The organism is Streptomyces sp. NPDC040405, assembly GCF_055595765.1.
The window spans coordinates 307,268-327,980 of the sequence record NZ_JBVIVI010000009.1; the positions used below are offsets into that span (position 1 = coordinate 307,268).

The following is a 20,713-nucleotide window of genomic DNA, read 5'->3' on the forward strand; positions in this document are numbered from 1 at the left end:
TCCATGGCGATGCAACTACTGTCCTTCGACGATGTCCTCGTGGACCGCATGATCGAACTCGCGGATCTGCCCTGGAGCCTGCACGCGTTCGAGGGCGCCTTCGCGCGCAACGGCTGGTGCGACGGCGAGGATCCCGACGCACCGGGCGTGGGCTGGGAAGAGCCCTGGTGGATCAGTGGGCAGGAGCTGGTGGACGACTGGTGGCTGTTGCTCGGGGAGGCTCCCGGATGCCGCCGCCAGCCGGACCCCACGGTGGTCTGCGATCACCCCGACTGCCGGGCGGGCTGTTTCGTGGAGCACCCCTTCGCGTACTTCACCGATCCGTCCAGCCCGGAGGAGTGGGACAACGAGTTCGGCCCCTTCCACAGCCGGGCGGATGTGAACCCCGAGGCCACGGCCGAGGACTTCGCGGCCCAGTACCGGCGGGTGTCCGGGATGCTCCGCGACCGGCTCGGCGATCCGCTGCCCGAAGGCGCCTGCCGGTCCCTCGGGGCCGAGGAGGACTGGGACGAGTGCCTGGTGTGGGAGCGGGGCGACTGCTGGGTGGTGCTGCTCGTCGCCGAGGATCAGATCACCTACGGCGCATACGACCGGGCGGGCATCCAGGTACGTCCCAGGACCTGACCGTACGGCCGGTTCGGTCAGGTCCGGATCGGTCCGGACATCAGCCGCCGGAAGGGGGCGGGCCGTGCGGTTCGGACGGGGCGAGAAGGTAGGACTGGAGCTGCCCGAGCAGTTCGGTGATGCCGTCCCTGTCGGCGCGGTAGCGGACCAGCTTGCCGCTGCGCGTCGACTGGAGCAGGCCGCCGCGCCGGAGGACCGCGAGGTGCTCGGAGGTGGTCGACGGGCCGAGTCCGGCACGTTCGGCGATCTCGCCTACGGTCAGCTCCTCCCCGTCGGCGAAGTGCGCGTAGAGCCTTTGGCGTGTTCCGCTGGCCAGCGCCTTGAGGAAGACCTGAAGGTCGTCGCCGGGCAGGACGGCCTCGGGGCGGTCGTCCGGGGCCGGGTATGGGCGGGGCACCCGGAGCGCCCGGTGCAGGTCGAACTCGGCCGGAGGGATGTCCAGGGCCGAGCAGACGTCACGGACGACACCTCGCTCGCTTTCGTCGAAGTAGCCGTCGGCGCAGCCGATGACGATGCCGATCTGGATGACGGCCCGCGCCTCGGCGGGCTTCTTCCTCGCCTTGCCGATCTCCCGCAGGGCGCTCGCCCTGCCGAGGGCGAAATCCGCGGTCAGCTGGTCGAGGTGCTCCTCGAAGCGGTGGTGCAGGCCGTCCGAGGGGAAGTTCTGGAGCACGTCGTTGGTGGCGATGAGCTGGGCGACGCGCTGCCGCTCGGACGGGTCGATCGTGCCGTCCGCCGCCGCCACCAGGGCGCACATGGCCATGCTCGCGTCCCGGAACCCCCCGCTCCGCAGCTCGGCCTTTCTCGCCGTGAGCTGAGCCTGCATGGCCTGGACCGAGTCCTTGAGGCGGTCCCACAGCACCATCCACGTCTCCTTGTCAGTACTCCTCCGCGCGAGGAGGAATTCTACAATGTTGTAGATCTATGCCCGGATTCCGCCCGCGCGGGTTGGCGTTTTTGTTACGTACCCGGCCCTGACCGGGAATGATGTGTGCCGTGATCCCCAAGAACACTCCCACACCCGAGTCCACGTCCGAATCCACCTCCGCCCCTGAGCCGGGCCCCGCCCCCGGCCAGCCGTTTCGCGTCCGGCTCGCCGTCCGCCAAAGCGACCTGGACACCAACGGCCATGTACGCGGCTCCGCCTACGTGGACTTCGCCGACCACGCCCGTTGGACCTGTGTACGGGAAGCCGGGGTCGACCTGTCGGAGATGGCACGGGCCGCTCTGGGGCCCGTCAACCTGGAAACCACCATTCGCTACCACCGCGAATTGCGCGCCGGTGAGGAGTTCGACGTCACCTGCGTGTTCACGTACGGCGGCGCCGACAAGAAAACCGGCCGGGTCACCCAGGAACTCCTGTGCACCGACGGCACATTGGCCGCCACAGTGGAAAGCGTCATCGGCGTGCTCGACCTCGAAACGCGCCGCCTCGTGCCCGACCCGGCCTCTCACTGGCGCCGACTGGCCACCATCCCCTCCCTGCTCGGTGCCGATTAGCCGGTTCCGGCCGTCGGTGCGAGTGCGCCGGCGACTCGTCGGAGTGCGCGGGTCCGCCGCCCCGGCCGCCGCGCGGGGCACAGTAGGGGCATGAATACGGACGACAGCGGCATCCTCGCCCGGGCACGCGCGGCGACCAGGCTTCCGGCCCAGGATCTGGAGCGGGCGCGGCGCTTCTACGCGGAGCGGCTCGGTCTGGAGCCCGTGGACGAACGGCCCGGTGGGCTGCTCTATCGGTGCGGAGGTGTGGACTTCGCGCTGTTCCTGTCGGCGGGAGCTTCGCCCGGCACCTTCACCCAGATGGGGTGGGAGGTCGACGACATCGAGACGGCCGTGGCGGACCTCAAGCGGCGCGGCGTGGTGTTCGAGGAGGTCGACCTGCCCGGGCTGCGCACACGGGACGGGATCGCCGAGATCGACGGCAACTACCCGAGCAAGGGCGCACGGGGTGAACGCGGCGCCTGGTTCCGTGACAGCGAGGGGAACATGCTGGGCATCGGCCAGCCGGTCGTCTGAGTCCACTGCCGCCGGAGTCGTTCAGAGGCGTCGCGTCGTCCGCGTCATGTCGAACCGCGGCTCCTCGGTCCTGGTGCGCTTGATCTCGTAGAAGGCGGGCACGGTGGCGATCCGGAGAAAACCGTCCCACAGCTGTCCGGCCATCTCCCCCGTCGGCGCGGGGGAGACGACGGGGCCGAAGAAGCCGACGCGCTCGCCGTCCGGCCCGGTGACGGACACCACCGGGGTGCCGGTGTCGACACCGGCCAGGGCGACGGCCTGGGCGTGCGACGACCGGATCGCCTCGTCGTACGCGGTGGATCCGGCGGCCTCGGCCATCTCCTCCGGCAGTCCGGCATCCGTCAGTGCGCCCGGGAGGTTTCCCCAGTCGCCCCGGAGGTGGAGGCGGGCGCCCATGGCCTGGAAGAGGTCACCGAGCGCACGCTGTCCGAACCGCTTCTCCACCGCGGCACACACCCGCACCGGAGCCCACAGGAAGTCCCCCCAGTCGCCCTCGGGGTTGTCCTCCCGGTGCTCGTTGAGCACCGCCAGACTCATCACCCGCCAGTGGACGGTCACCGGCCGCACCTTGGTGACCTCCACCATCCAGCGCGAGGCGATCCAGGTGTAGGGGCAGACGGGGTCGAACCAGAAGTCGGCGGTCCGGTGTTGGTCCATCAGCGGCCGGTCCACCGGGGCAGGCGTTTTTCGGCGAAGGCACGCGGGCCCTCCTCCGCGTCGTCGGATGTCAGCATGGCCCGGTATGCGGGCAGGTCGCCGTGGCGCATCCGCTCGTAGCCCTCCTCGATCGTGGAACCGTCCGTGGTCCGCAGGATCTCCTTGATGGCCGCCACCGCCAGTGGTGCCCCGGCGCAGATGTCGCGTGCCAGTCGCATGGCCGCGTCCAGTGTGTCGGGGCCGTCGACGACACGGTTGACCAGACCCCACCGCTCCGCCTCGTGCGCGGGCATCCGCCGCCCGGTCAGCAGGAGGTCCCTGGCCACCGCCTGCGGGAGGCGCCGGGGAAGCCTCAGCACCCCGCCGGAGTCGGGGATCATGCCGAGCGTCACCTCCGGCAGGGCGAACTCGGCGTGGTCGGCGGCGACGATCAGATCGGCGGCCAGGGCGAGTTCGAAACCACCGCCGAGGGCGAGGCCGCCCACCGCCGCGATGACAGGCTTGTCGAGGCCGAAGAGTTCGGTGAGGCCCGCGAAGCCACCGGGGCCGTGATCGGCGTCGATCGCTTCGCCCGAGGCCGCGGCCTTGAGGTCCCATCCCGCCGAGAAGAACCGCTGCCCGGCGCCGGTGAGCACCGCCACGCGCAGCTCCTCGTCCCGGGCCAGCCTGTCGAAGGCCGAGTGGAGCGCGCGGCTCGTGGCCACGTCGATCGCGTTCGCCTTGGGCCGGTCCAGGGTCACCAGCAGGATGCCGCCGTCGACTTCCGTGCGTACCGGGTCAGCCATCCAGTCCTCCTCGTTCGTCGGTCCCCAGCCTGATCAGCACGTCGGCGGCCACCACGCCGCCGTGGCCGGGCAGGACCAGCAGGGGGTTGATGTCGAGTTCCAGCAGTGTGTCCGCGTGGTCGCGCGCGTACTCGGCTACGGCCGTCACCGCGTCGACGACCGCGTCGACGTCGCCCGGCGGCTGTCCGCGGTAGCCGGTCAGCAGGGGCCAGATCCGCAGGCGCCGCAGCGCGGCGCGGATCTCGTCGCGCCGTACGGGCAGCAGCAGGGTCACCGCGTCGCCGAGAAGCTCGACCATCGTGCCGCCCGCGCCGATGGTGAGCGCCGGGCCGAACTGCGGGTCCCGGTGGACCCCGACGATCAGTTCCGCCACCGCGCCACGGACCATGCGCTCCACGAGGAAACGGCCCGAGAGCCCCGCCATCCCGGCCACCGCGTCGCGCACCTGCGGTTCCCCGGTCAGGCCGAGGTGCACCCCGCCGACGTCGCTCTTGTGCGCGATCGTCTCCGACACCGCCTTCACCACCACCGGGAATCCGATGTCCCGGGCCACTTCGGCCGCGGTCTCGGCAGTGGCCACGGCACCCGCCGGTACGGGCACACCCCAGTCGGCGAGGACCCGCTTGCCGCGCCACTCGTCGAGCGGAAGCGCCCTGGGTGGCGGCGCGGTCGCCGGGGCGAGCGGCTGGACCGTATCGGCCGACTGCTGGGCCAGCCCGATGTGGCGCGCCGCCGCGATCGCCGTCAGGCATTCGGCGATGCCCTGCATCGGGGCGACGCCTTCGTCCAGCAGCCGGGTGCGCACCGGCTCCGGCAGCCCTTCCGGCAGCGAGCTGACCACGCAGGCGGGCGCATCGGTGTGCCGGTGTGCGGCCAGGTAGGCGTCCAGAGTGGTCTGCCACGTGTCCGGGGAGCAGCGGTCCGCCCGTGGGAAGTCCAGCACCAGGAGGTGCATGTCGAAACCGGTGGCGAGGAACGCGTGGAAGCAGCTCCGCTGTGCGTCGAAGTCGCCCCAGATGTAGGTGTGGTAGTCCAAGGGGTTGGCGACCGAGACGCGTTCGCCGAGCACCTCACCCAGCCGCCGGGCGGCGTCGTCCGGAAACGGCGGCAGTTCGACCTCATGGTCGTGGGCGAGGTCGGCCAGCAGCGACGCCTCGCCACCGGAACAGCTCGCGGAGGCGATGCGCGCCCCGGGCCGCGTCCCGTGGACATGCAGGTATTTCAAGGTCTCCAGAAAGCTGCTGACCTGGTGCACCCGGGCCATTCCCAGGCGCCGGAAGAAGGCATCGCAGAGCACATCGGAGCCCGCCAGCGAACTCGTGTGGCTCAGATTGGCCCGGCCGCCCAGTTCCGACCGGCCCGTTTTCAGCACGACGATCGGGACGCGCCGGTGGAGGGCGCGTACGGCGGCCCGGGACAGGCCCGCGGGGTCGTCGATGCCCTCCAGATGCAGGCCGATCGCGGTGATGCGGGGATCCTCCAGCAGGGCTTCCACGAGTTCGGCGACCCCGGTCACGGCGGCGTTGCCGACCGTCACCAGCCGGGCCAGTGGCATCGATCTGCGCTGCATGGTCAGGTTCTGGCCGATGTTGCCGCTCTGCGTGATGATGGCGACACCGCGGTCCACGCGCCGCCCGCCGTGCTGGTCGGCCCACAGGGCCGCACCGTCGAGGTAGTCCAGCATGCCGATGCAGTTGGGCCCGATCACCGCCATCTGCCCCGCGGCGCGCACGAACTCGCGCTGCCACCGCGCACCGGTCGGCCCGTCCTCGGCGAACCCCGACGCGTGGCAGACCGCTCCGCCCGCGTCGCGTGCGGCGAGTTCCGCCAGCACCTCGACGGTGGCATCCCTCGGCACGGCGAGGAACGAGGCGTCCGGTGGACCGGGCAGCGCGGTGGCGTTCGGGTAGCAGCGCAGGCCCTCGATGCTCGTACGCCTGGGGTGGACGGGCCAGATCGTCCCGGTGAAGCCCGCGCGGCGGCACTGGCGGATCGCCTCGGCGGCGGTGTCGCCGCCGAACACCGCGATGTGGCGCGGGCTCAGCAGGCGCCGGAGGTTGTCCCTCGTACCCATCCCCGGCTCACGATCCGAGGGGGCGCAGCAGGGACCGGGAGATGATGTGGCGCTGGATCTCGCTGGTGCCGTCCCAGATGCGCTCCACGCGGGCGTCCCGCCAGAAGCGTTCGAGCGGGAGTTCCGCCATCAGCCCCATGCCGCCGAAGATCTGCACCGCCCGGTCGGTGATCCGGCCCAGCGCCTCGGAGGCGTACAGCTTCGCCATCGCCGCGTCCCGGTCGGTCATGGTGCCCTGGTCGAGCTTCCACGCCGCCCGCATGGTCAGCAGCTCCGCGGCTTCCAGCTCGGTGGCCATGTCCGCAAGGGGGAAGCCGACGCCCTGGAAACGGCCGATCGTCTGCCCGAACTGGCTGCGCTCGGCGGCCCACCCCGTGGCGAGGTCCAGTACGCGCCGGGCGCGGCCGACGCTGGTGGCGGCGACGCTGAGCCGACTGGCGCCCAGCCACTCCCCCATCAGGTCGAAGCCGCGTCCCTCTTCGCCGAGGCGCTGGCCCGCGGGGATCCGGCAGTCGGTGAACGACAGCTCGCACTGGTGGTAGCCGCGGTGCGATACGCACGCCGAGCCACGGGTGACGGTGAGGCCGGGGGTGTCCAGGTCCACCAGGAACGCCGTGATCGGGTTCTTCCGCGCCCGTCCTGATTCCCGCTCCGCGTCGGGGGTGGCGTTGGTGGTGTCCGTGGTGGCGAACAGGATCACGAAGTCCGCCGCGTCGGCGTGGCTGATGAAGTGCTTGGTGCCGTTGATGACGTAGTCGCCGCCGTCCAGCACCGCGCGCGTGGTCATGGACCGTACGTCGGATCCGGCGCCGGGTTCGGTCATGGCCAGGCAGTCATGGCGTTCGCCGCGGATGGCCGGGAACAGGTAGCGCTCGCGTTGCTCGCCCTCGCATGCCTGGAGGATGTTGCTCGGCCGTGCGACGAGCATCTGCAGGGCGTACCCGGCACGGCCCAGCTCGCGCTCGACCAGTGTCATGCTGGTGGCGTCCAGACCGCCGCCACCCAGTTCTTCGGGCATGTTGGCCGCGTAGAGCCCGGCGTCGAGGGCTTTGCGGCGGATCCGTTCGGCCAGCGCGGGCGGCACTTCGTCGAGCCGCTCGACCTCGTCCTCGTGCGGCTCCAGCTCGGTCGTGACGAACTTGCGGACCGTCTCCACGATCATGCGCTGCTCGTCGGTGAGTTCGAAATCCATGGCGGCTCCTCAGGACGGCGGGACGGGAGCGAATGGGCTTCATCAGCCGTGGCAGGTGATTCGGCTGTGGCTTGGGCTTCAGCCTCGGCGGCGGATCCCCATCGGGCGGCCTACGGTCTTGGGGCGGGGCAGGGCCGTATGCGCCTGCTGGATCGCGGCCAGCCGCCTCAGCAGGGCCGCGGGCATCGATGACGACCTCCCCTCCTCCATGTCGACGTGCACCAGCATCTGTTCGGCCGTGGCCAGCAGGGTGCCGGTGGTGCCGTGGTGCATTTCGTGGAAGATGTGCACGCGCTTGGTGTCGTGGTCCAGGACGCGGAGGGTCAGCCGGAGAGGCTCGCCCTCGGCCACCTCGCGGCGGTTGTGCAGATGGGTTTCCACCGTGTACAGCGAGTGGCCTTCGGCCCGGTACTGCTCGTCGATGCCGATGTAGCGGAAGAACGCGTCCGCGTTGTCCCCGAAGACCAGCAGGTAACACGACTCGCTCATGTGGCCGTTGTAGTCCACCCAGGCCGGGCTGACCGTGGTGTGGTGCAGGGACAGCGGTGCGGGGATGTCGGCGGTGTCGTCCCAGGCGCGATGGCCGGTGCCCTCGTAGGGCGTGACCACCCGGGCCTGGGCTGCCTCGGTCATTTCGTCGCTGGCGGTCGGCTTGTCGGCGTCGGTCGGCTTGCCGGCGTCGGCCATACGCGGCTCCTGTTCGGTCAGCTCCGGACGATTTCGCGTTGTACGAAGTCGTAGAGAATCCGCCGCATCCGCTCGGCGGTCCGTCCCGGACGGCCGGTGAGCACCTGAATGCCCAGACCGTCGATCAGGGCCGTCAGGGACACCGCCAGCTCCTCGGGGTCGGCGTCGGTGAAGACGCCCTGGGCCTGGCCTTCGGCGATCGTGCGCGCGACCGTCTCGTGGTAGCGGGCGTAGGAATCGGTGTGCAGCGCCCGCAGTTCCGGGCGCAGCGCGGTCTCGTTCCACACCTGCAACCAGATCGACCATTCCCTCTGCAACGCGCCCGGTGCGGGCAGTTGCAGCTCGACGAGGCGCAACAGCCGTTGATGCGCGTCCTCGATGCCGTGCAGTTCCGCGACCTGGCGGTCGAACGCCTGCCGCACCGAATGGCGCAGTGCCTCGGTGAGCAGGCCGTCGCGGCCCGGGAAGTAGTAGTGGATCGTGGCGGCACTCGTGCCGCATGCCTCCGCGACGTCCGACACCCGCACCGCGTGGTAGCCCCGCTCGGCGATGAGGCGCCAGGCCGCGTCGAGGATCTGCCGGTACCGGCCGGTGTCTCCGCCCCGTACGGGTCGCCGCGCGCTGCGTTGCGGAACGGCGGACACCGTCTCCGCCTCGTCGCTGCCGTTGATCAGCCAGTTCACCGTGACGTTGCCGATCTCGGCGATCCTGGTCAGCTCGGCGGGGGTGAACCGCCGGGTCCCGGTCAGCGACTTGGACAGCTTGGTGGGGTCCAGCCCCATGTCGTCGGCGAAGGCGCGCTGACTGCCCGGGTAGCCGCGCAGCACTTCGCGCACCCGCTGACGCGTCGCGTCCGCAGTGTGCAGCATGCCGCCGACCCTAGGGGCGCGTTGCGAAACCCGCAATGGTCGAGACGCGGTGAAATCGCGAACTTCCCTACGTCGCGCGGGCCAAATCACCCGTGCCGACTGACGCATCAATCACATCGCAACGCGGCTCGCCACGGACCAGGCCGCGTAGACCGGTGGTGGCGTCGATCACCCGGCCATTGGTCACGTTGATCAATCGGGACCGCCCAACACCCCTTGACAGTGGGCAGATTGCCCAGCCGGAAGGAGACATGTTGCGCAGAAGGTGAGGGCTCGGTCTACTTCTCGCATCACACAGCATTTCCGGGCGCCAGGCCCGGGCAGTGGAGGTGGTCAATGTGGTCATGGACGCGACCTTCTCGGGCGCCCCGGGCAAGGACCCGGCCGGGAGGGAACACCCCGGGACGCTCGGCACGCTGGAAGCGGTCGAGCGCCGGGTGCTGTGGCTGTCCACGGCCATGATCGACCATGCCAACCGGGTACGGCCGAACCCCACGGGGCTGAAGGTCGGCGGCCACCAGGCGTCCAGCGCGTCGATGGCCTCGATCATGACGGCGCTGTGGTTCCACACGCTGGCCGCCGAGGACCGGGTGTCGGTCAAGCCCCACGCCTCACCGGTGCTGCACGCCATCAACTACCTGCTCGGCGAGCTGGACGAGTCCTATCTGACGACGCTTCGCGCGTTCGGCGGGCTCCAGAGCTACCCCAGCCGGTCCAAGGATCCCGACAGGGTGGACTACTCCACCGGCTCGGTCGGGATCGGCGCCACCGCTCCCCTGTGGGGCGCGCTCGCCCGCCGCTATGTGGAGGGCCGCTTCGGCGGCGCCGGGACCGGGCGGCAGTACTCCCTGCTCGGTGACGCGGAGCTGGACGAGGGGGCGATCTGGGAGGCGGTCCAGGACCCGGTGGTGTCCTCCCTCGGCGAGGTGACGTGGATCGTCGACCTGAACCGGCAGTCCCTCGACCGTGTGGTGCCCGGCATCGCCGCCGGTCGGCTCCAGGGCATGTTCACGGCCGCGGGCTGGCAGGTGCTCACGCTCAAGTACGGGCATCTGCTGGACGAGCTGTTCGCCCGGCCCGGCGGAGAGGCCCTGCGCACCCGTATCGACGCCATGGGCAACCCCGAATACCAGCGGCTGCTGCGCTGCACCGCCGACCAGCTGCGGGAGCGGCTGCCGGGCACCGGCTCCACCGCCGGTCCCATCGCCGGGCTCATCGCGCAACTGGACGACGCCACGCTGCTCGCCGCGCTGCGCAACCTGGGCGGCCATGATCTGGGCGCCCTCCTGGAGGCGTACGACGCCATCGACGACACCCGGCCGACCGTGATCTTCGCGTACACGGTCAAGGGTCACGGGCTGCCCACCGAGGGCCATCCGCAGAACCACTCCTCGCTGCTGACCGCCGACCAGATGCGCCCGCTGGCCGAGCGGCTGGGGACGGATCCGGATCGCCCATGGGCCCTCTTCCCCGACGGCTCGGCGGAGGCGTCCCTGTGCGCGGCCGCCGCGCACAGGCTGCGTCGGCCCGAGCGCGAGCCGCAGCAGCCGCCCGCCCTTCCGGCCGACATCGGACGCCCGGCGCCCACCGGGACCGGCCACACCCAGCAGGCGCTGGGGAGGGCTCTGCTCGACCTCACCCGCCGGGCACCGGAGGCGGCGGGCCGGATCGTCACCGTCAGCCCGGACGTCAGCTCGACCACCAACCTGGGCGGCTGGCTGAACAAGGTCGGCGTGTGGTCGGCCACGGAAGGCACCGACTGGTTCGCCGACGACGCCGAGACGATCCTGCACTGGCGGGAGAAGCCGACCGGGCAGCATGTGGAACTGGGCATCGCCGAGACCAACCTGGTCGGCCTGCTGGGCGAGTTGGGTGCCACCTGGAGCCGCTGGGGGCAGCCGCTGCTGCCCATCGGTGTGGTGTACGACCCGTTCGTCAACCGGGCGCTGGAGCCGTGGTCCTTCGGCATGTACGCGGGCGGGCAGTCCATCCTGGTGGGCACCCCGTCCGGGGTCACTCTCGCCCCGGAGGGCGGCGCACACCAGTCGATCACCACGCCTTCGCTCGGCATCGAGCAGCCGGGGTGTGTGTCGTACGAGCCCGCCTTCGCCATCGACACCGAATGGTGTCTGCTCGCCTCCTTAAGCAACCTCGGACGCCCGGGAGGGAGTTCGGCGTATCTGCGGCTGTCCACCCGGCCGGTGGACCAGTCCCTGGCCGCCGTGCCCACCGACCCCGCCGCGCGCGAGCGACGGCGGCGGCAGGTGGCCGCGGGCGCGTACCGGTTGCGGCGCCACGACAAGCCGGTGGTGACCATCGCGGCGATGGGCGCCATGGTCCCCGAAGCCCTGGCCGCGGCCGAACGGCTCGACGCTCTCGGCCACGGCGCCGATGTGGTGTGCGTGACCAGCCCGGACCTGCTGTTCCGCGCCCTTCAGGCCCGGCGCGGCCTGGCGGAGGACCCGGACTGGATCCTCGACCGGGCCTTCCCCGCCGACCGGGCCACCCCGCTGGTCACCGTGCTCGACGGCCACCCGCACACCCTGGCCTTCCTCGCCACCGTGCACCAGGTGCCCGTCACCACCCTCGGTGTGACCCGGTTCGGCCAGTGCGGCGCCCTCGACGACGTCTACCGGTACCACGGCATTGACGGCGACAGCGTGCTGACCGCCGCCCTCGACCTCATCGACTGAGGTCTGCCGAACGGGGCGGCGGGCCGGGGGATCGCGCTCGGCTCAAAGGTGCCGCAGCTTGTCCGGGTTGCGGATGATACGGATCTCCGTGATCCGGCCGTCGGCGACCTCCGCGACAGCGACGGTGTCCGGGCGGCCCGCGACGGTGAGCAGCAGTCCCGGCCGTCCGTTGACATCGACCGCGTGGACGCGGGGGTCGTCCATCGGCTGGGTGACGACGGCGGCGAGGAAACGGGCGACCTTGTCCGCGCCGCGCTGCGGACGGACGGCGGCCTTCACCTTGCCGCCGCCGTCGCTCCACGCCGTCACATCGGGGGCGAGCAGCTCCATCATTCGGTTGAGGTCGCCGCCGAGACAGGCGGCCAGGAACTCATCGGTGACCTGTCGCCGCACCTCGGCCGGTGTGTCGTAGCGCGGCCGCCGGGCCTGGACGTGTGACCTGGCCCGGTGGCCGACCTGCCGTACGGACGCCTCGCCGCGCTCCAGCATCGCGGCGATCTCCTTGAAGGAGAAGCCGAAGACCTCCTTGAGGACGAAGACCGCCCGCTCCAGCGGCGAGAGGTTGTCGAGGACGACGAGCATGGCGAGTGAGACCGACTCGGCCCGCTCCACCTCCTCGGCGGCGTCGGGCTGGGTGACCAGCGGCTCGGGCAGCCAGGGCCCGACGTACTGCTCGCGGGTGGCGGCGGCCGAGGTGAGCCGGTTGAGCGCGAGGTTGGTGACCGTACGGGTCAGATAGCCGGCCGGGTTGTCCACGGCGGTGGACACCTGGCTGCAGCGCAGCCAGGTGTCCTGCACCAGGTCCTCGGCGTCGGCGACACTGCCGAGCATGCGGTAGGCGATGCCGAACAGCATGCCCCGGTGTTGTTCGAAGGTGGTGGTGTCGATCACGCCCGCGACGGTACCGCGCAGTCGTCCGAGAAGCCCTGGCTGACCAGGCCGAAAGCGCTGTTGACGCGCGAGCGGTAATTTTCCAGGGCGACCATGGCGGTGAGTTCGACGAACGCGGCCTCACCGAGCCGTTCGACCAGGGCGGCGGCCAGCTCGTCGGTGACGCGGGGCTCGGTCTCGGTCATGGCCTCGGCGTAGTCCAGGACGAGCAGCTCCAGCTCGGTGAAGTCCGCCTGGTGGTCACGCCACCGCGGGACCTTGGAGATCTTGTCCATGGACAGTCCGAGGGTGTCGGCCTCCCAGTGTCCGAAGTCCACGCACCACGAGCAGTTGATCCTGGCCGCCGCGGCCATGACGGCGAGGTGCTTGAGGCTCTGGTCGAGGTGGTTCCACTTGGCTGCGCCGCGCTCCTGCCGTACGTAGCCGAGCAGCACCCGCGCGTGGTGGCCGAGGGCCAGGCCGGGGTCGAGCACCTTGCCGTAGGTGCGCCGGGAGTACCAGGCTCCGATGCGGTTGAGCAGGGTGCGGGGCGGGGTGAGCGAGATCCGGGCCATGGCAGGTGTCCTCCGTCTGGTCGAGCGCTTTCCCAAGGCTTCCGGAGGTATGACAAGGGAGATCGCCGGAGTGTGACATCCCGGCCCGGTACGCCCGGCGATCCCCTCCAGCGGCTCGCCCGCACGTCACTGCGCAGAGCCATCCCCTTGGGCTCACCGCCCGGCCAACAGCGCCTCCAGGGCCAGGGCCGTGTCCGGATGGCGGCCGGCCAGGGCCGCGCCCGCGGGGTGGGCGTCCGCCGTGGCCCATGTCCCGTCGCAGCTCAGCAGGTTCGCCACCGCGTCGCACGTCGCCGGGTGGGCGGCGAGCAGGGCGCTGCGGCGGCCGACGTCCGCGCGCGGGGCGGGTCGAGCGGGCTCCGGCCGCGCCTGCCATGGCGGCACCCACGCGTCCAGTGCCGCCAGCTGGCCGGGGAAGGTTCGCCCGGCCTCGCGGATCAGCAGCGGGGCCAGTTCGGCGCCGCCCGCGCGCAGGGTGGTGATCAGGGTCGGCAGCCAGGGCAGGAGCACCGCGTCCGGCAGCCGTCCGAAGGCGTTCGACACCGCCTCCACGACGAAGTCGGTGAGGCCCGGGACGGGCTCCAGGGCGTGGACGAAGCCGCTGAGGTAGCGCGGATAGGCGGGCACCACCATGGGGTTGGCGAGCAGTTCGTCGCACCTGGCCCGGAGGTCGGTGCGGGAGAGCTGCCCGAGCTGCTGCTGTGCCGCCCACAGCAGCGCCGTCTTCGACGGATCCCGCGGATGCGACTGGGCGACGGACAGCTCCAGCTGGGCCCGGTCGCAGCCCAGCGACAGCGCCAGGCTCTCCATGCTGAACAGGAAGCCCAGCATCGCCGCCACCTGGCGGACGGTGGCGTCGTCGTCGGTGAACGCCGTCGGCAGCAGGGTGCAGTAGTGCGCGTATCCGGTCTTGACGAAGGACTCGATCCACGGCGGCAGCACCGGCTCGCTGGTGCGGTAGTACGCCAGCAGCCGCCGCACCCGGCGCAGCACCTCCGGCGCCCCGTCGACACTGCGCTCGGCCGACAGCACCTCAAGGGCGCGGGTACCCAGTTCGTCGGCGAGGCGGCGGCTGCGCAGGTACAGCGTCGCGTCCTCGACGGCTTCGAGGACGGTCGCCGCGGTGGCCTTGGGGTCGTACGCCGTGCGGCGCAGGCGCTGCTCCATGACCTGCTCGATGCTGACGCCCTCGTAGCCCAGCTCGATGAGCGCCCGCTGATGGGTGCCCAGCGCCACATCCCAGGACTCCTGGATCGGCCGCTCCCCCAGCGTCCGCTCGCCCATGATCGGCCGGGCGGTGCCGTGCGGCATCAGGTGGCGCAGGATCCACAGCACGTCGGAGCACTTCTGAAGCTCCGGCCGGGCGGAGATGTCCAGCAACGCCCGCTGAACACCGCGCTGTTCGAGCTTCAGGTTCAGCGGCGCGAGCCGGTCGTGCACATCGCGGGCCAGGGGTGGCAGCGCGTCGTAGCCGACCTTTCCGATCCGGTCGCCACCCATCATGATTTCCACGAGGCGGCGGACATCGCGCCGCCCGGGCACGGTGTCCTTCTCGATGCAGGTGACAGCCGCGTCCTGGAAGTCGTACGGCGTGGGCTTGGCCCGGTCGCGCATCCCGGCCAGCAGGATCGACGTCTCGAACACCGCGATGGCGTCGGCGGTGGACGCGAGATAGCCATTGCGGCGGGCGGCGCGCACGATCTCCACCGACCAGCCGAGCAGTTCGGTCTCGTCCAGCCGGTCCAGGACGGGCGGTTGCCGCAGGAAGCCGGTCAGCTTGTCGGATGCGGGAGGGGCCGGTTCCGGGGTGGCCGCGGTCTTCCTGGGCTTCGGTTTCTTCGCGCCCGCCTGGCCCTCCAGGCGGTACGGCTCCACCCGGGTGCGCTTGATGTTCTTCGCCCAGACCGTCGCGGCGATCGACACCGAACCGGCGGCGAGGCCGAACTGCGCCTCGATCGCCGCGTGGCTGGACGGAATCAGGCCGTACTGCCAGGTGGTGGCGGTGCGCGGGCTGATCCGGTACGTGTCGGCGCCGTGGACGCCGAACTCCTCGACGCGGCTCGCGGCGTGGAAGGCGCCGCAGACGTAGAGGCAGTCCGCGGGATCGGTGCCGGTCGCGGCCAGGTGCTCGCGCATCCTGGTCCACATGTAGCGCTCGCGGTCCTCGTCCACCCGGACCCGGTGCGCATCGCCGGGTGCGAGGCGCCGGAAGAGGCTGCCGATCAGGAACATGACCTGGCGGTAGGCGTCGTGGTCGCTGTCGCCGAGCGGCAGCTCGACGTACTGGTGCCACCACTCCGACCAGTGCCGCACCTTGCCGTGGCGCAGCAGGTGTTCCTCCAGCTCCGCGAAGCGCGGCCGCAGGTCGCCGATCTCCACGCCGACCGCGTCGCCGTGCAGCGCGGTCTCTTCGTCGGCGGCGGGCGCGTCCGGCTCCGCCGCGCCGCCGGGCTCCCCGGAGTGCGTTCCGCGCGTGTCCCACTGGAAGACGTGGTCCGAGGAACGGTCGACGAGGACCAGTTCGACTCCGGGGGTGTCGAGTGCGTAGGCGATCGCCTGGTACTCGGCGGAGACCTCGGTGACGGGTGCGACCACCGACAGCGGCGACCAGTCGGCCGGGAAGCCGTCGATGTCGGTGGCGAACGCCTGGACCGCCACCGGGAGCCTGCAGTTGCGCAGTTCGGTGAGCAGCGGGGCCATGTCCTCGCACAGCTCCACGTACACGACCTTGGGCTGCTTCTGGCGCAGTCGGCGGGCCATGGCGATGGCCGAGGCGGGCGAGTGGTGGCAGACGGGGAAGATCTCCAGTGGCTCGGCCACCGCGCGGTCGACGTCATCGACGAGGCCGAGCAGGATGCCCTCCAGGGCGTCGGGCCCGTCGGCGAACGTCGCGGCGGCCTCCCGCAGCTGCCCGCGCAGCGCTTCGAATGTCTCCTGGTGCCCGTTGTGCCCCTGGTAGGTGCCGCTCATGACAGGGTGGCGATCGCGTCGCGGCCGCCGTCCAGGAACTCCGGCCAGGATCCGCCTTCTTCCTTGGCTCGCGGCTCCACGACACCGTGCAGATACTTGTTGAGGATGGCCAGGTCCTCGGGCTCGCGCCGGGCCAGCGACCCGACGAGCGAGGTGGCGAGGGCGTGGGCGGTCAGGGCGCGCTCGCCGAAGAAGTTGCTGTGCAGGATCGCGTCCTCCAGCACACCGATCTGTTCGGCGGTGGACAGCGCGGACTCCAGCTTCTCGTCGTCGCTTCCCGCGGCGGCTGCCGAGGCGCGCAGATCGGCGAAGCTCTGGAGCAGTACGTCGAGCAGCGTCGGCGGCACGTCCAGCTCGATCTGGTGACGGCGCAGCAGTTCCTCGGTGCGGAAGCGGACGATCTCGGTTTCGCTCTTCTTGTTCGTCATCACCGGGATGCGGACGAAGTTGAAGCGGCGCTTGAGGGCGGAGGACAGGTCGTTGACGCCCCTGTCACGGCTGTTGGCGGTGGCGATGACCGAGAATCCGGGCTTGGCGAAGACGATGCTGTCGCTGTCCAGTTCGGGAACGGAGATGTACTTCTCGGACAGGATCGAGATCAGGGCGTCCTGAACGTCGCTGGTGGACCGGGTGAGTTCCTCGAAGCGGCCGATCGCGCCGGTCTCCATGGCGGTCATGATCGGTGAGGGGATCATCGACTCCCGCGACTGGCCCTTGGCGATGACCATGGACACGTTCCACGAGTACTTGATGTGGTCCTCGGTGGTACCGGCCGTGCCCTGCACGACCAGCGTGGAGTTGCGGGAGATGGCCGCGGACAGCAGCTCGGCCAGCCAGCTCTTTCCAGTGCCGGGGTCTCCGATGAGCAGCAGGCCGCGGTCGGAGGCCAGCGTGACGATGGAGCGCTCGACAAAACTGCGGTCGCCGAACCACTTCTGGGCGATCTCGCGGTCCAAGCCGTCGGAGCGCTCGGAGCCCAGGATGAACAGGCGGATCATCTTCGGGGACAGGCGCCAGGAGAAGGGCTTGGGGCCGTCGTCGACGGACTCCAGCCAGTCCAGCTCCTCGGCGTACTTGATCTCGGCGGGGGCGCGCAGCAGGTCGGACATCACAGGGCCTTTCTGAACAAGGAAAGAGGCGGGAGACCAGGCGGGTGACTAGGCGAGGAACGTCTTGAGTTCATGGACGAGCTTGCGGATGTGGCCGGAGAGAACCGGCGCACCGAGATCCTTGAAGCGCTCCCGGAACCACGGGTTGACGCTGCCGCGTCCGGAGCTGGTCACCGAGCCGACCGGGATGAATTTGGCCCCCGAGCGGTGAATGGCGGCCATGCTCTCGAACAGCGGCTCGCTCTGCCATTCGTAGAAGTCGGAGATCCACACCACGACGGTGTTGCGCGGCTCGGCGATCTTCGGCTGGGCCAGTGCCATGGCGACCGTGCCGTCGGTGCCGCCCCCGAGATTGGTGCGCAGCAGGGTTTCGAAGGGGTCGTGCACCCAGGGCGTCAGGTCGAGCGCCTGGGTGTCGTACGCGATCAGGTGGACGTCCACCTTGGGGAGCCCGGCGAATATGGACGCCAGGATGGTGCAGTTCACCATCGAGTCGACCATCGAGCCCGACTGGTCCACGACGACGATCAGCCGCTGCGGTGTCGTCTTGCGGGCGGTGTGCCGGTAGTAGAGGCGGTCGACGTACAGCCGCTCCTCCTCCGGGCTCCAGTTGGTGAGGTTCTTCCAGATCGTGCGGTCGAGGTCGAGGTTGCGGAACACCCGCTTGGGCGGGACGGAGCGGTCCAGCGCGCCGACCGTGGCCTTCTCGACCTGGGTGCGCAGCACTTCGGCGACCTCGTCGACGAAACGGCGGATCAGCGCCTTGGCGTTGGCCAGTGCCACGCCGGAGAGGTTGTCCTTGTCCCGCAGCAGCTGCTCGATGAGCGACATGCTCGGTGTCAGCTGCGCGGCGAGCTGGGGGTCGGCCAGCACCTCACGCAGCCGCATCCGCCTGACGAGGTCGGCCTCCAGGGCGCCCAGCTCCGGGCCGATCTCCGGGATCAGCCGGCTGAGGTCGGGCGTCCGGCCCGGGCCGCCGGTGCCGGTCGGGCTGACGCCCGGCCCCGCGGCCGCTCCGCCAGACTGCCCGCCGGAGCGGCCCCCGCGCAGGTCGCCGGGCTTGCAGCCGAGGGCGCGCTCCAGCCATCCGGCGTCGGACTGCCAGCGGGCCAGCTGTCCCGCGGTCACCGTGCCGGAGCCCGAGGCGAAGACGTTGAGCAGGACCTTCGAGGCCAGCGCGGCGCGCCGTACTTCGGCGGCCCGGTTCCGTCCTCCGTCGGCGGCATCGGCGTCGGCATCGGGCTCGGGGGTCATCAGACCGTCGAACTCGGCGGCCAGCTCCGGGTGGCGCTGCACGATCGAGTCGACGGATGCCTGCGGGTCCAGCAGGGCGGTCGGCAGCCCGATGTCCTCCACGACGGCGAGGCTCGCCGATTCCAGGGCGGCCTGCTCCTCGGGGTCGAAGAGGCGGGCGAGCAGCCGCCAGTACAGGACCTGACGGCGGTTGTCATGGGCTGCGTGCTCGCCGGTCCGCGAGGTGGTGTGTGCGGAGGTGTGGGCGGTGGCGTGTTCGGTGGTGTGCTCCGTCATTTCCGCAGCAGCCTCCCGGCCCGCTCCCGCAGCGCGGCCACGGCGTCGGTGGCGGCCTTCTCGGCCTTGACCCCGGCCTTGTCGGTCGTGCCCCCGGCCCATCCCCCGGCGTGGAGGGCGACGGCCTTCTTCCGCACGGTCTTCTCCACGGCCAGGGGCTGAACGCGATACGCCCCGGCGTCCCAGCGGAGCAGCCCGATGCAGGCGCTCGACCCCGCGACGGCCTCGGGGGTGAGCGGACCGGCGGCCGGAACGCGGTCGGTGTCGACGGCGAGAGCGTGTCCGGCGACGCTGAACGTCAGCGCGTCGTCGCCCTTCTGGGAGCCGTAGCCCTCCAGGAAGACGGGGACGGCGATGCGCGACGGATGCCGGTCCAGCGGTGCGGTCGGCGCGTCGGTGGCGGTGGGCAGGGCGACGCGGGCGGTGGCGAAGGGATCGGCTGGCTCGCCCTGGCGTGCGTGCTCGTCGCTCCAGAGCAGGTCGCCCTCGGCGGTGACCGGCATGTCGGTGAGGTCCATCGAGCGGCCCTCGCTGACGGCCGCCAGGAGCGACATATGCGGCCGGAGCAGCTGCCAGATGCCGACTCCCACGACCGTATCGGGCTTGGGCACCGACACGCTGGCGCGCACCAGGCGGGGTGTGCTGCCGTCGGCGGGCTCGAACACCGCGTGGACCTGGGCCTGCGCCGCGGTCGCGTGTTCCTGCACATCGACACCGAGGGGCAGGAGGCGGCCGGTGGCCGCCCCGGTCGCGGGTGCGTCGGCCGCACCGGGCAGCGTCAGCAGCAGCGCCCGCGCCCACAGGTCGGCCCATCGGCGCGCCGGGACACGGTCCAGCGCGGCGCCCGGGCAGGACGCGGCGAGTTCGGCGGCGAAGCCGTCGAGGAGCGTCGCCAGGCGCCGCAGGGCCGGGTCCGGCAGCATCGCGGAGACGACCTGCGCCGCCCCGGAGACCACCTCGTGGTCGATGCCCCGCCACCCGGAGCGCGCCAGATCGGACAGCCAGGAGCGGGCGGCGGCGAGCAGGTTCACCGCCTCCTGCCCACCGGGCGCGGGCAGCGCGGCGGCCTCCTCGCCGCGGGGCCGGGCGGTCGCCTCCTCGACCCGCGTCATCAGCGCGTCGTGGACGGACCCGAGCAGTGCGGTGCGGGCGGCGGCGAGGGCGACGAAATGGTCCTCGCCCGCTGCTCCGGCCGCCGCCTTCCCGGCCGCCTCGGCGACCCTGTCGGCCAGCGGCGTCCCCGCCACGGCATGGGCGAGGTCCGTCAGCCCGGTGGCCTGGCCGGGCTGGGGGCGCAGCAGACCGGCGACGAGTGCCTGGTCGAAGGCGTCGACGGCGGCCAGGGCCGCGTCGAGATCGGCGAGGGGTTCGGCGAGCAGATCGGCACGCATCACGCCACCGCCCGGCTGGAGGGGAACCACTGCATCTCCGGCAACGGCGCGGTAACCGGGGCGAGTTCCAGATAGGTCAGGTGGCGCAGGAACCGGCTGAAGACCGCCGCCGCGGGCTTGGATGCCGCCTGCGAGGGAAGCGTGTCGGCCATATCCGCGGTGAGGGACAGCGCGGTGGGCTCCCCGTCCGACGTCTCGACCCTCAGATAGCGGGCGACCCGCCCGGCGCCGTACTGCAGCACCGCCTCGCTGATGAGAGCCATGATGTGCTTGCAGTACGAGCCGTGCGCACCGCCGCAGGGGCGGTTGTTGTTGGTGCTGCACGAGAACGCGTAGGTCCCGGCCGCGACCGACGAGACGTAGACCCGCCCGATGTCCGAGCCGCTGGACACCACGCCCTGGAGGCGTCCGTCGGCCAGCTCGACGAACGGGACCTTGGCGAGCTTGCGCGGCCGTGCGGGTGGGATCACCCGCGCCGTGCTCGACCTCTCCCAGTCTGACAAGGCGTCATCTCCTCTGCGCACAGGGGTGCTCCGCGCCCCGGCGGCGCGGCACGAATGAACATACGTGCGCCCACTGACAACGCCCCTCGGAGCGGAGGTTGACATTCCGCTACAGCGGGAGTCAGGTGGCCGAATAACATCCTCGACCAGGCATCAAATCCAGCCATC

General features: G+C 71.1%; 18 protein-coding genes and 1 pseudogene. 4 read left to right on the top strand and 15 right to left on the bottom strand.

The features are described from left to right. Window positions 1–3: 3 nt before the first annotated feature. The gene (locus tag ACZ59A_RS32775) at window positions 4–624 is read left to right on the top strand and encodes a hypothetical protein (protein ID WP_470966257.1); all 621 of its coding nucleotides are present in this window, start codon (window positions 4–6) and stop codon (window positions 622–624) included. Window positions 625–664: 40 nt separating this feature from the next. On the opposite strand, the gene ACZ59A_RS32780 is transcribed toward ACZ59A_RS32775, so the two are convergent. Both ACZ59A_RS32780 and ACZ59A_RS32785 read right to left on the bottom strand, forming a co-directional pair. Further along, a complete protein-coding gene (locus ACZ59A_RS32780; protein ID WP_470966540.1) occupies window positions 665–1,021 on the bottom strand; it encodes an ArsR/SmtB family transcription factor in 357 nt (118 codons plus the stop codon). A gap of 15 nt (window positions 1,022–1,036) precedes the next feature. Continuing rightward, a pseudogene (locus ACZ59A_RS32785) lies at window positions 1,037–1,489 on the bottom strand (tellurite resistance TerB family protein); the annotation flags it as partial. Between the two features lie 131 nt (window positions 1,490–1,620). Here ACZ59A_RS32785 and ACZ59A_RS32790 point away from each other — a divergent pair. Together ACZ59A_RS32790 and ACZ59A_RS32795 are read left to right on the top strand one after the other, a co-directional pair. Further along, the gene (locus ACZ59A_RS32790; protein ID WP_470966259.1) at window positions 1,621–2,124 is read left to right on the top strand and encodes a thioesterase family protein; all 504 of its coding nucleotides are present in this window, start codon (window positions 1,621–1,623) and stop codon (window positions 2,122–2,124) included. Window positions 2,125–2,214: 90 nt separating this feature from the next. After that, on the top strand, window positions 2,215–2,640 hold the full coding sequence (locus ACZ59A_RS32795; RefSeq protein WP_470966261.1) for a VOC family protein: 426 nt from the start codon (window positions 2,215–2,217) through the stop codon (window positions 2,638–2,640). A 21-nt stretch (window positions 2,641–2,661) separates the two neighbouring features. On the opposite strand, the gene ACZ59A_RS32800 is transcribed toward ACZ59A_RS32795, so the two are convergent. The 6 genes from ACZ59A_RS32800 to ACZ59A_RS32825 form a co-directional block, all read right to left on the bottom strand. Continuing rightward, window positions 2,662–3,297, bottom strand: coding sequence for a mycothiol-dependent nitroreductase Rv2466c family protein (locus ACZ59A_RS32800; protein WP_470966264.1), 636 nt, complete (start codon window positions 3,295–3,297; stop codon window positions 2,662–2,664). After that, window positions 3,297–4,082: an enoyl-CoA hydratase-related protein gene (locus ACZ59A_RS32805; RefSeq protein WP_470966266.1), complete on the bottom strand. Its 786-nt coding sequence runs from the start codon at window positions 4,080–4,082 to the stop codon at window positions 3,297–3,299. Before ACZ59A_RS32805 ends, ACZ59A_RS32800 begins: the two co-directional genes overlap by 1 nt. Next, complete coding sequence (locus ACZ59A_RS32810) at window positions 4,075–6,156, bottom strand: acetate--CoA ligase family protein (RefSeq protein ID WP_470966269.1); 2,082 nt, start codon at window positions 6,154–6,156, stop codon at window positions 4,075–4,077. The genes ACZ59A_RS32805 and ACZ59A_RS32810 overlap by 8 nt, the downstream gene beginning before the upstream one ends. A gap of 7 nt (window positions 6,157–6,163) precedes the next feature. Then, window positions 6,164–7,348 (bottom strand): acyl-CoA dehydrogenase family protein, encoded by a 1,185-nt coding sequence (locus tag ACZ59A_RS32815; protein WP_470966271.1) that lies wholly within the window; start codon window positions 7,346–7,348, stop codon window positions 6,164–6,166. Between the two features lie 78 nt (window positions 7,349–7,426). Next, window positions 7,427–8,035 carry a thioesterase family protein gene (locus tag ACZ59A_RS32820; protein WP_470966273.1) on the bottom strand — a complete coding sequence of 203 codons (609 nt, stop codon included), beginning with the start codon at window positions 8,033–8,035 and terminating at the stop codon, window positions 7,427–7,429. A 17-nt stretch (window positions 8,036–8,052) separates the two neighbouring features. Further along, complete coding sequence (locus tag ACZ59A_RS32825) at window positions 8,053–8,904, bottom strand: TetR/AcrR family transcriptional regulator (RefSeq protein ID WP_470966276.1); 852 nt, start codon at window positions 8,902–8,904, stop codon at window positions 8,053–8,055. Window positions 8,905–9,362: 458 nt separating this feature from the next. Here ACZ59A_RS32825 and ACZ59A_RS32830 point away from each other — a divergent pair, with 458 nt between their 5' ends. Then, the gene (locus ACZ59A_RS32830) at window positions 9,363–11,597 is read left to right on the top strand and encodes a transketolase-like TK C-terminal-containing protein (RefSeq protein WP_470966542.1); all 2,235 of its coding nucleotides are present in this window, start codon (window positions 9,363–9,365) and stop codon (window positions 11,595–11,597) included. Between the two features lie 42 nt (window positions 11,598–11,639). On the opposite strand, the gene ACZ59A_RS32835 is transcribed toward ACZ59A_RS32830, so the two are convergent. The 7 genes from ACZ59A_RS32835 to ACZ59A_RS32865 form a co-directional block, all read right to left on the bottom strand. Then, window positions 11,640–12,488 (bottom strand): RNA polymerase sigma-70 factor, encoded by an 849-nt coding sequence (locus ACZ59A_RS32835; RefSeq protein WP_470966278.1) that lies wholly within the window; start codon window positions 12,486–12,488, stop codon window positions 11,640–11,642. Next, a complete protein-coding gene (locus tag ACZ59A_RS32840; RefSeq protein ID WP_470966280.1) occupies window positions 12,485–13,042 on the bottom strand; it encodes a carboxymuconolactone decarboxylase family protein in 558 nt (185 codons plus the stop codon). Before ACZ59A_RS32840 ends, ACZ59A_RS32835 begins: the two co-directional genes overlap by 4 nt. A 153-nt stretch (window positions 13,043–13,195) precedes the next feature. Continuing rightward, a complete protein-coding gene (locus tag ACZ59A_RS32845) occupies window positions 13,196–16,012 on the bottom strand; it encodes a DUF5682 family protein (protein WP_470966283.1) in 2,817 nt (938 codons plus the stop codon). Next, window positions 16,009–17,121 (bottom strand): ATP-binding protein, encoded by a 1,113-nt coding sequence (locus ACZ59A_RS32850; RefSeq protein ID WP_470966285.1) that lies wholly within the window; start codon window positions 17,119–17,121, stop codon window positions 16,009–16,011. The genes ACZ59A_RS32845 and ACZ59A_RS32850 overlap by 4 nt, the downstream gene beginning before the upstream one ends. A 48-nt stretch (window positions 17,122–17,169) precedes the next feature. Further along, window positions 17,170–18,651 (bottom strand): vWA domain-containing protein, encoded by a 1,482-nt coding sequence (locus ACZ59A_RS32855; RefSeq protein ID WP_470966288.1) that lies wholly within the window; start codon window positions 18,649–18,651, stop codon window positions 17,170–17,172. Continuing rightward, window positions 18,648–20,042, bottom strand: a complete 1,395-nt coding sequence (locus tag ACZ59A_RS32860; RefSeq protein WP_470966291.1) for a hypothetical protein — start codon at window positions 20,040–20,042, stop codon at window positions 18,648–18,650. The genes ACZ59A_RS32855 and ACZ59A_RS32860 overlap by 4 nt, the downstream gene beginning before the upstream one ends. Further along, window positions 20,042–20,545, bottom strand: a complete 504-nt coding sequence (locus ACZ59A_RS32865) for a hypothetical protein (RefSeq protein WP_470966294.1) — start codon at window positions 20,543–20,545, stop codon at window positions 20,042–20,044. Before ACZ59A_RS32865 ends, ACZ59A_RS32860 begins: the two co-directional genes overlap by 1 nt. Window positions 20,546–20,713 lie beyond the last annotated feature (168 nt).

Bases quoted from the DNA above. Each gene is read 5' to 3' on its own strand.
- ACZ59A_RS32775 (WP_470966257.1), top strand. From the start codon at position 4: ATGGCGATGCAACTACTGTCCTTCGACGATGTCCTCGTGGACCGCATG.
- ACZ59A_RS32795 (WP_470966261.1), top strand. From the start codon at position 2,215: ATGAATACGGACGACAGCGGCATCCTCGCCCGGGCACGCGCGGCGACC.
- ACZ59A_RS32800 (WP_470966264.1), bottom strand. From the start codon at position 3,297: ATGGACCAACACCGGACCGCCGACTTCTGGTTCGACCCCGTCTGCCCC.
- ACZ59A_RS32805 (WP_470966266.1), bottom strand. From the start codon at position 4,082: ATGGCTGACCCGGTACGCACGGAAGTCGACGGCGGCATCCTGCTGGTG.
- ACZ59A_RS32810 (WP_470966269.1), bottom strand. From the start codon at position 6,156: ATGGGTACGAGGGACAACCTCCGGCGCCTGCTGAGCCCGCGCCACATC.
- ACZ59A_RS32815 (WP_470966271.1), bottom strand. From the start codon at position 7,348: ATGGATTTCGAACTCACCGACGAGCAGCGCATGATCGTGGAGACGGTC.
- ACZ59A_RS32820 (WP_470966273.1), bottom strand. From the start codon at position 8,035: ATGGCCGACGCCGGCAAGCCGACCGACGCCGACAAGCCGACCGCCAGC.
- ACZ59A_RS32825 (WP_470966276.1), bottom strand. From the start codon at position 8,904: ATGCTGCACACTGCGGACGCGACGCGTCAGCGGGTGCGCGAAGTGCTG.
- ACZ59A_RS32830 (WP_470966542.1), top strand. From the start codon at position 9,363: ATGATCGACCATGCCAACCGGGTACGGCCGAACCCCACGGGGCTGAAG.
- ACZ59A_RS32840 (WP_470966280.1), bottom strand. From the start codon at position 13,042: ATGGCCCGGATCTCGCTCACCCCGCCCCGCACCCTGCTCAACCGCATC.
- ACZ59A_RS32845 (WP_470966283.1), bottom strand. From the start codon at position 16,012: ATGAGCGGCACCTACCAGGGGCACAACGGGCACCAGGAGACATTCGAA.
- ACZ59A_RS32850 (WP_470966285.1), bottom strand. From the start codon at position 17,121: ATGTCCGACCTGCTGCGCGCCCCCGCCGAGATCAAGTACGCCGAGGAG.
- ACZ59A_RS32855 (WP_470966288.1), bottom strand. From the start codon at position 18,651: ATGACGGAGCACACCACCGAACACGCCACCGCCCACACCTCCGCACAC.
- ACZ59A_RS32860 (WP_470966291.1), bottom strand. From the start codon at position 20,042: ATGCGTGCCGATCTGCTCGCCGAACCCCTCGCCGATCTCGACGCGGCC.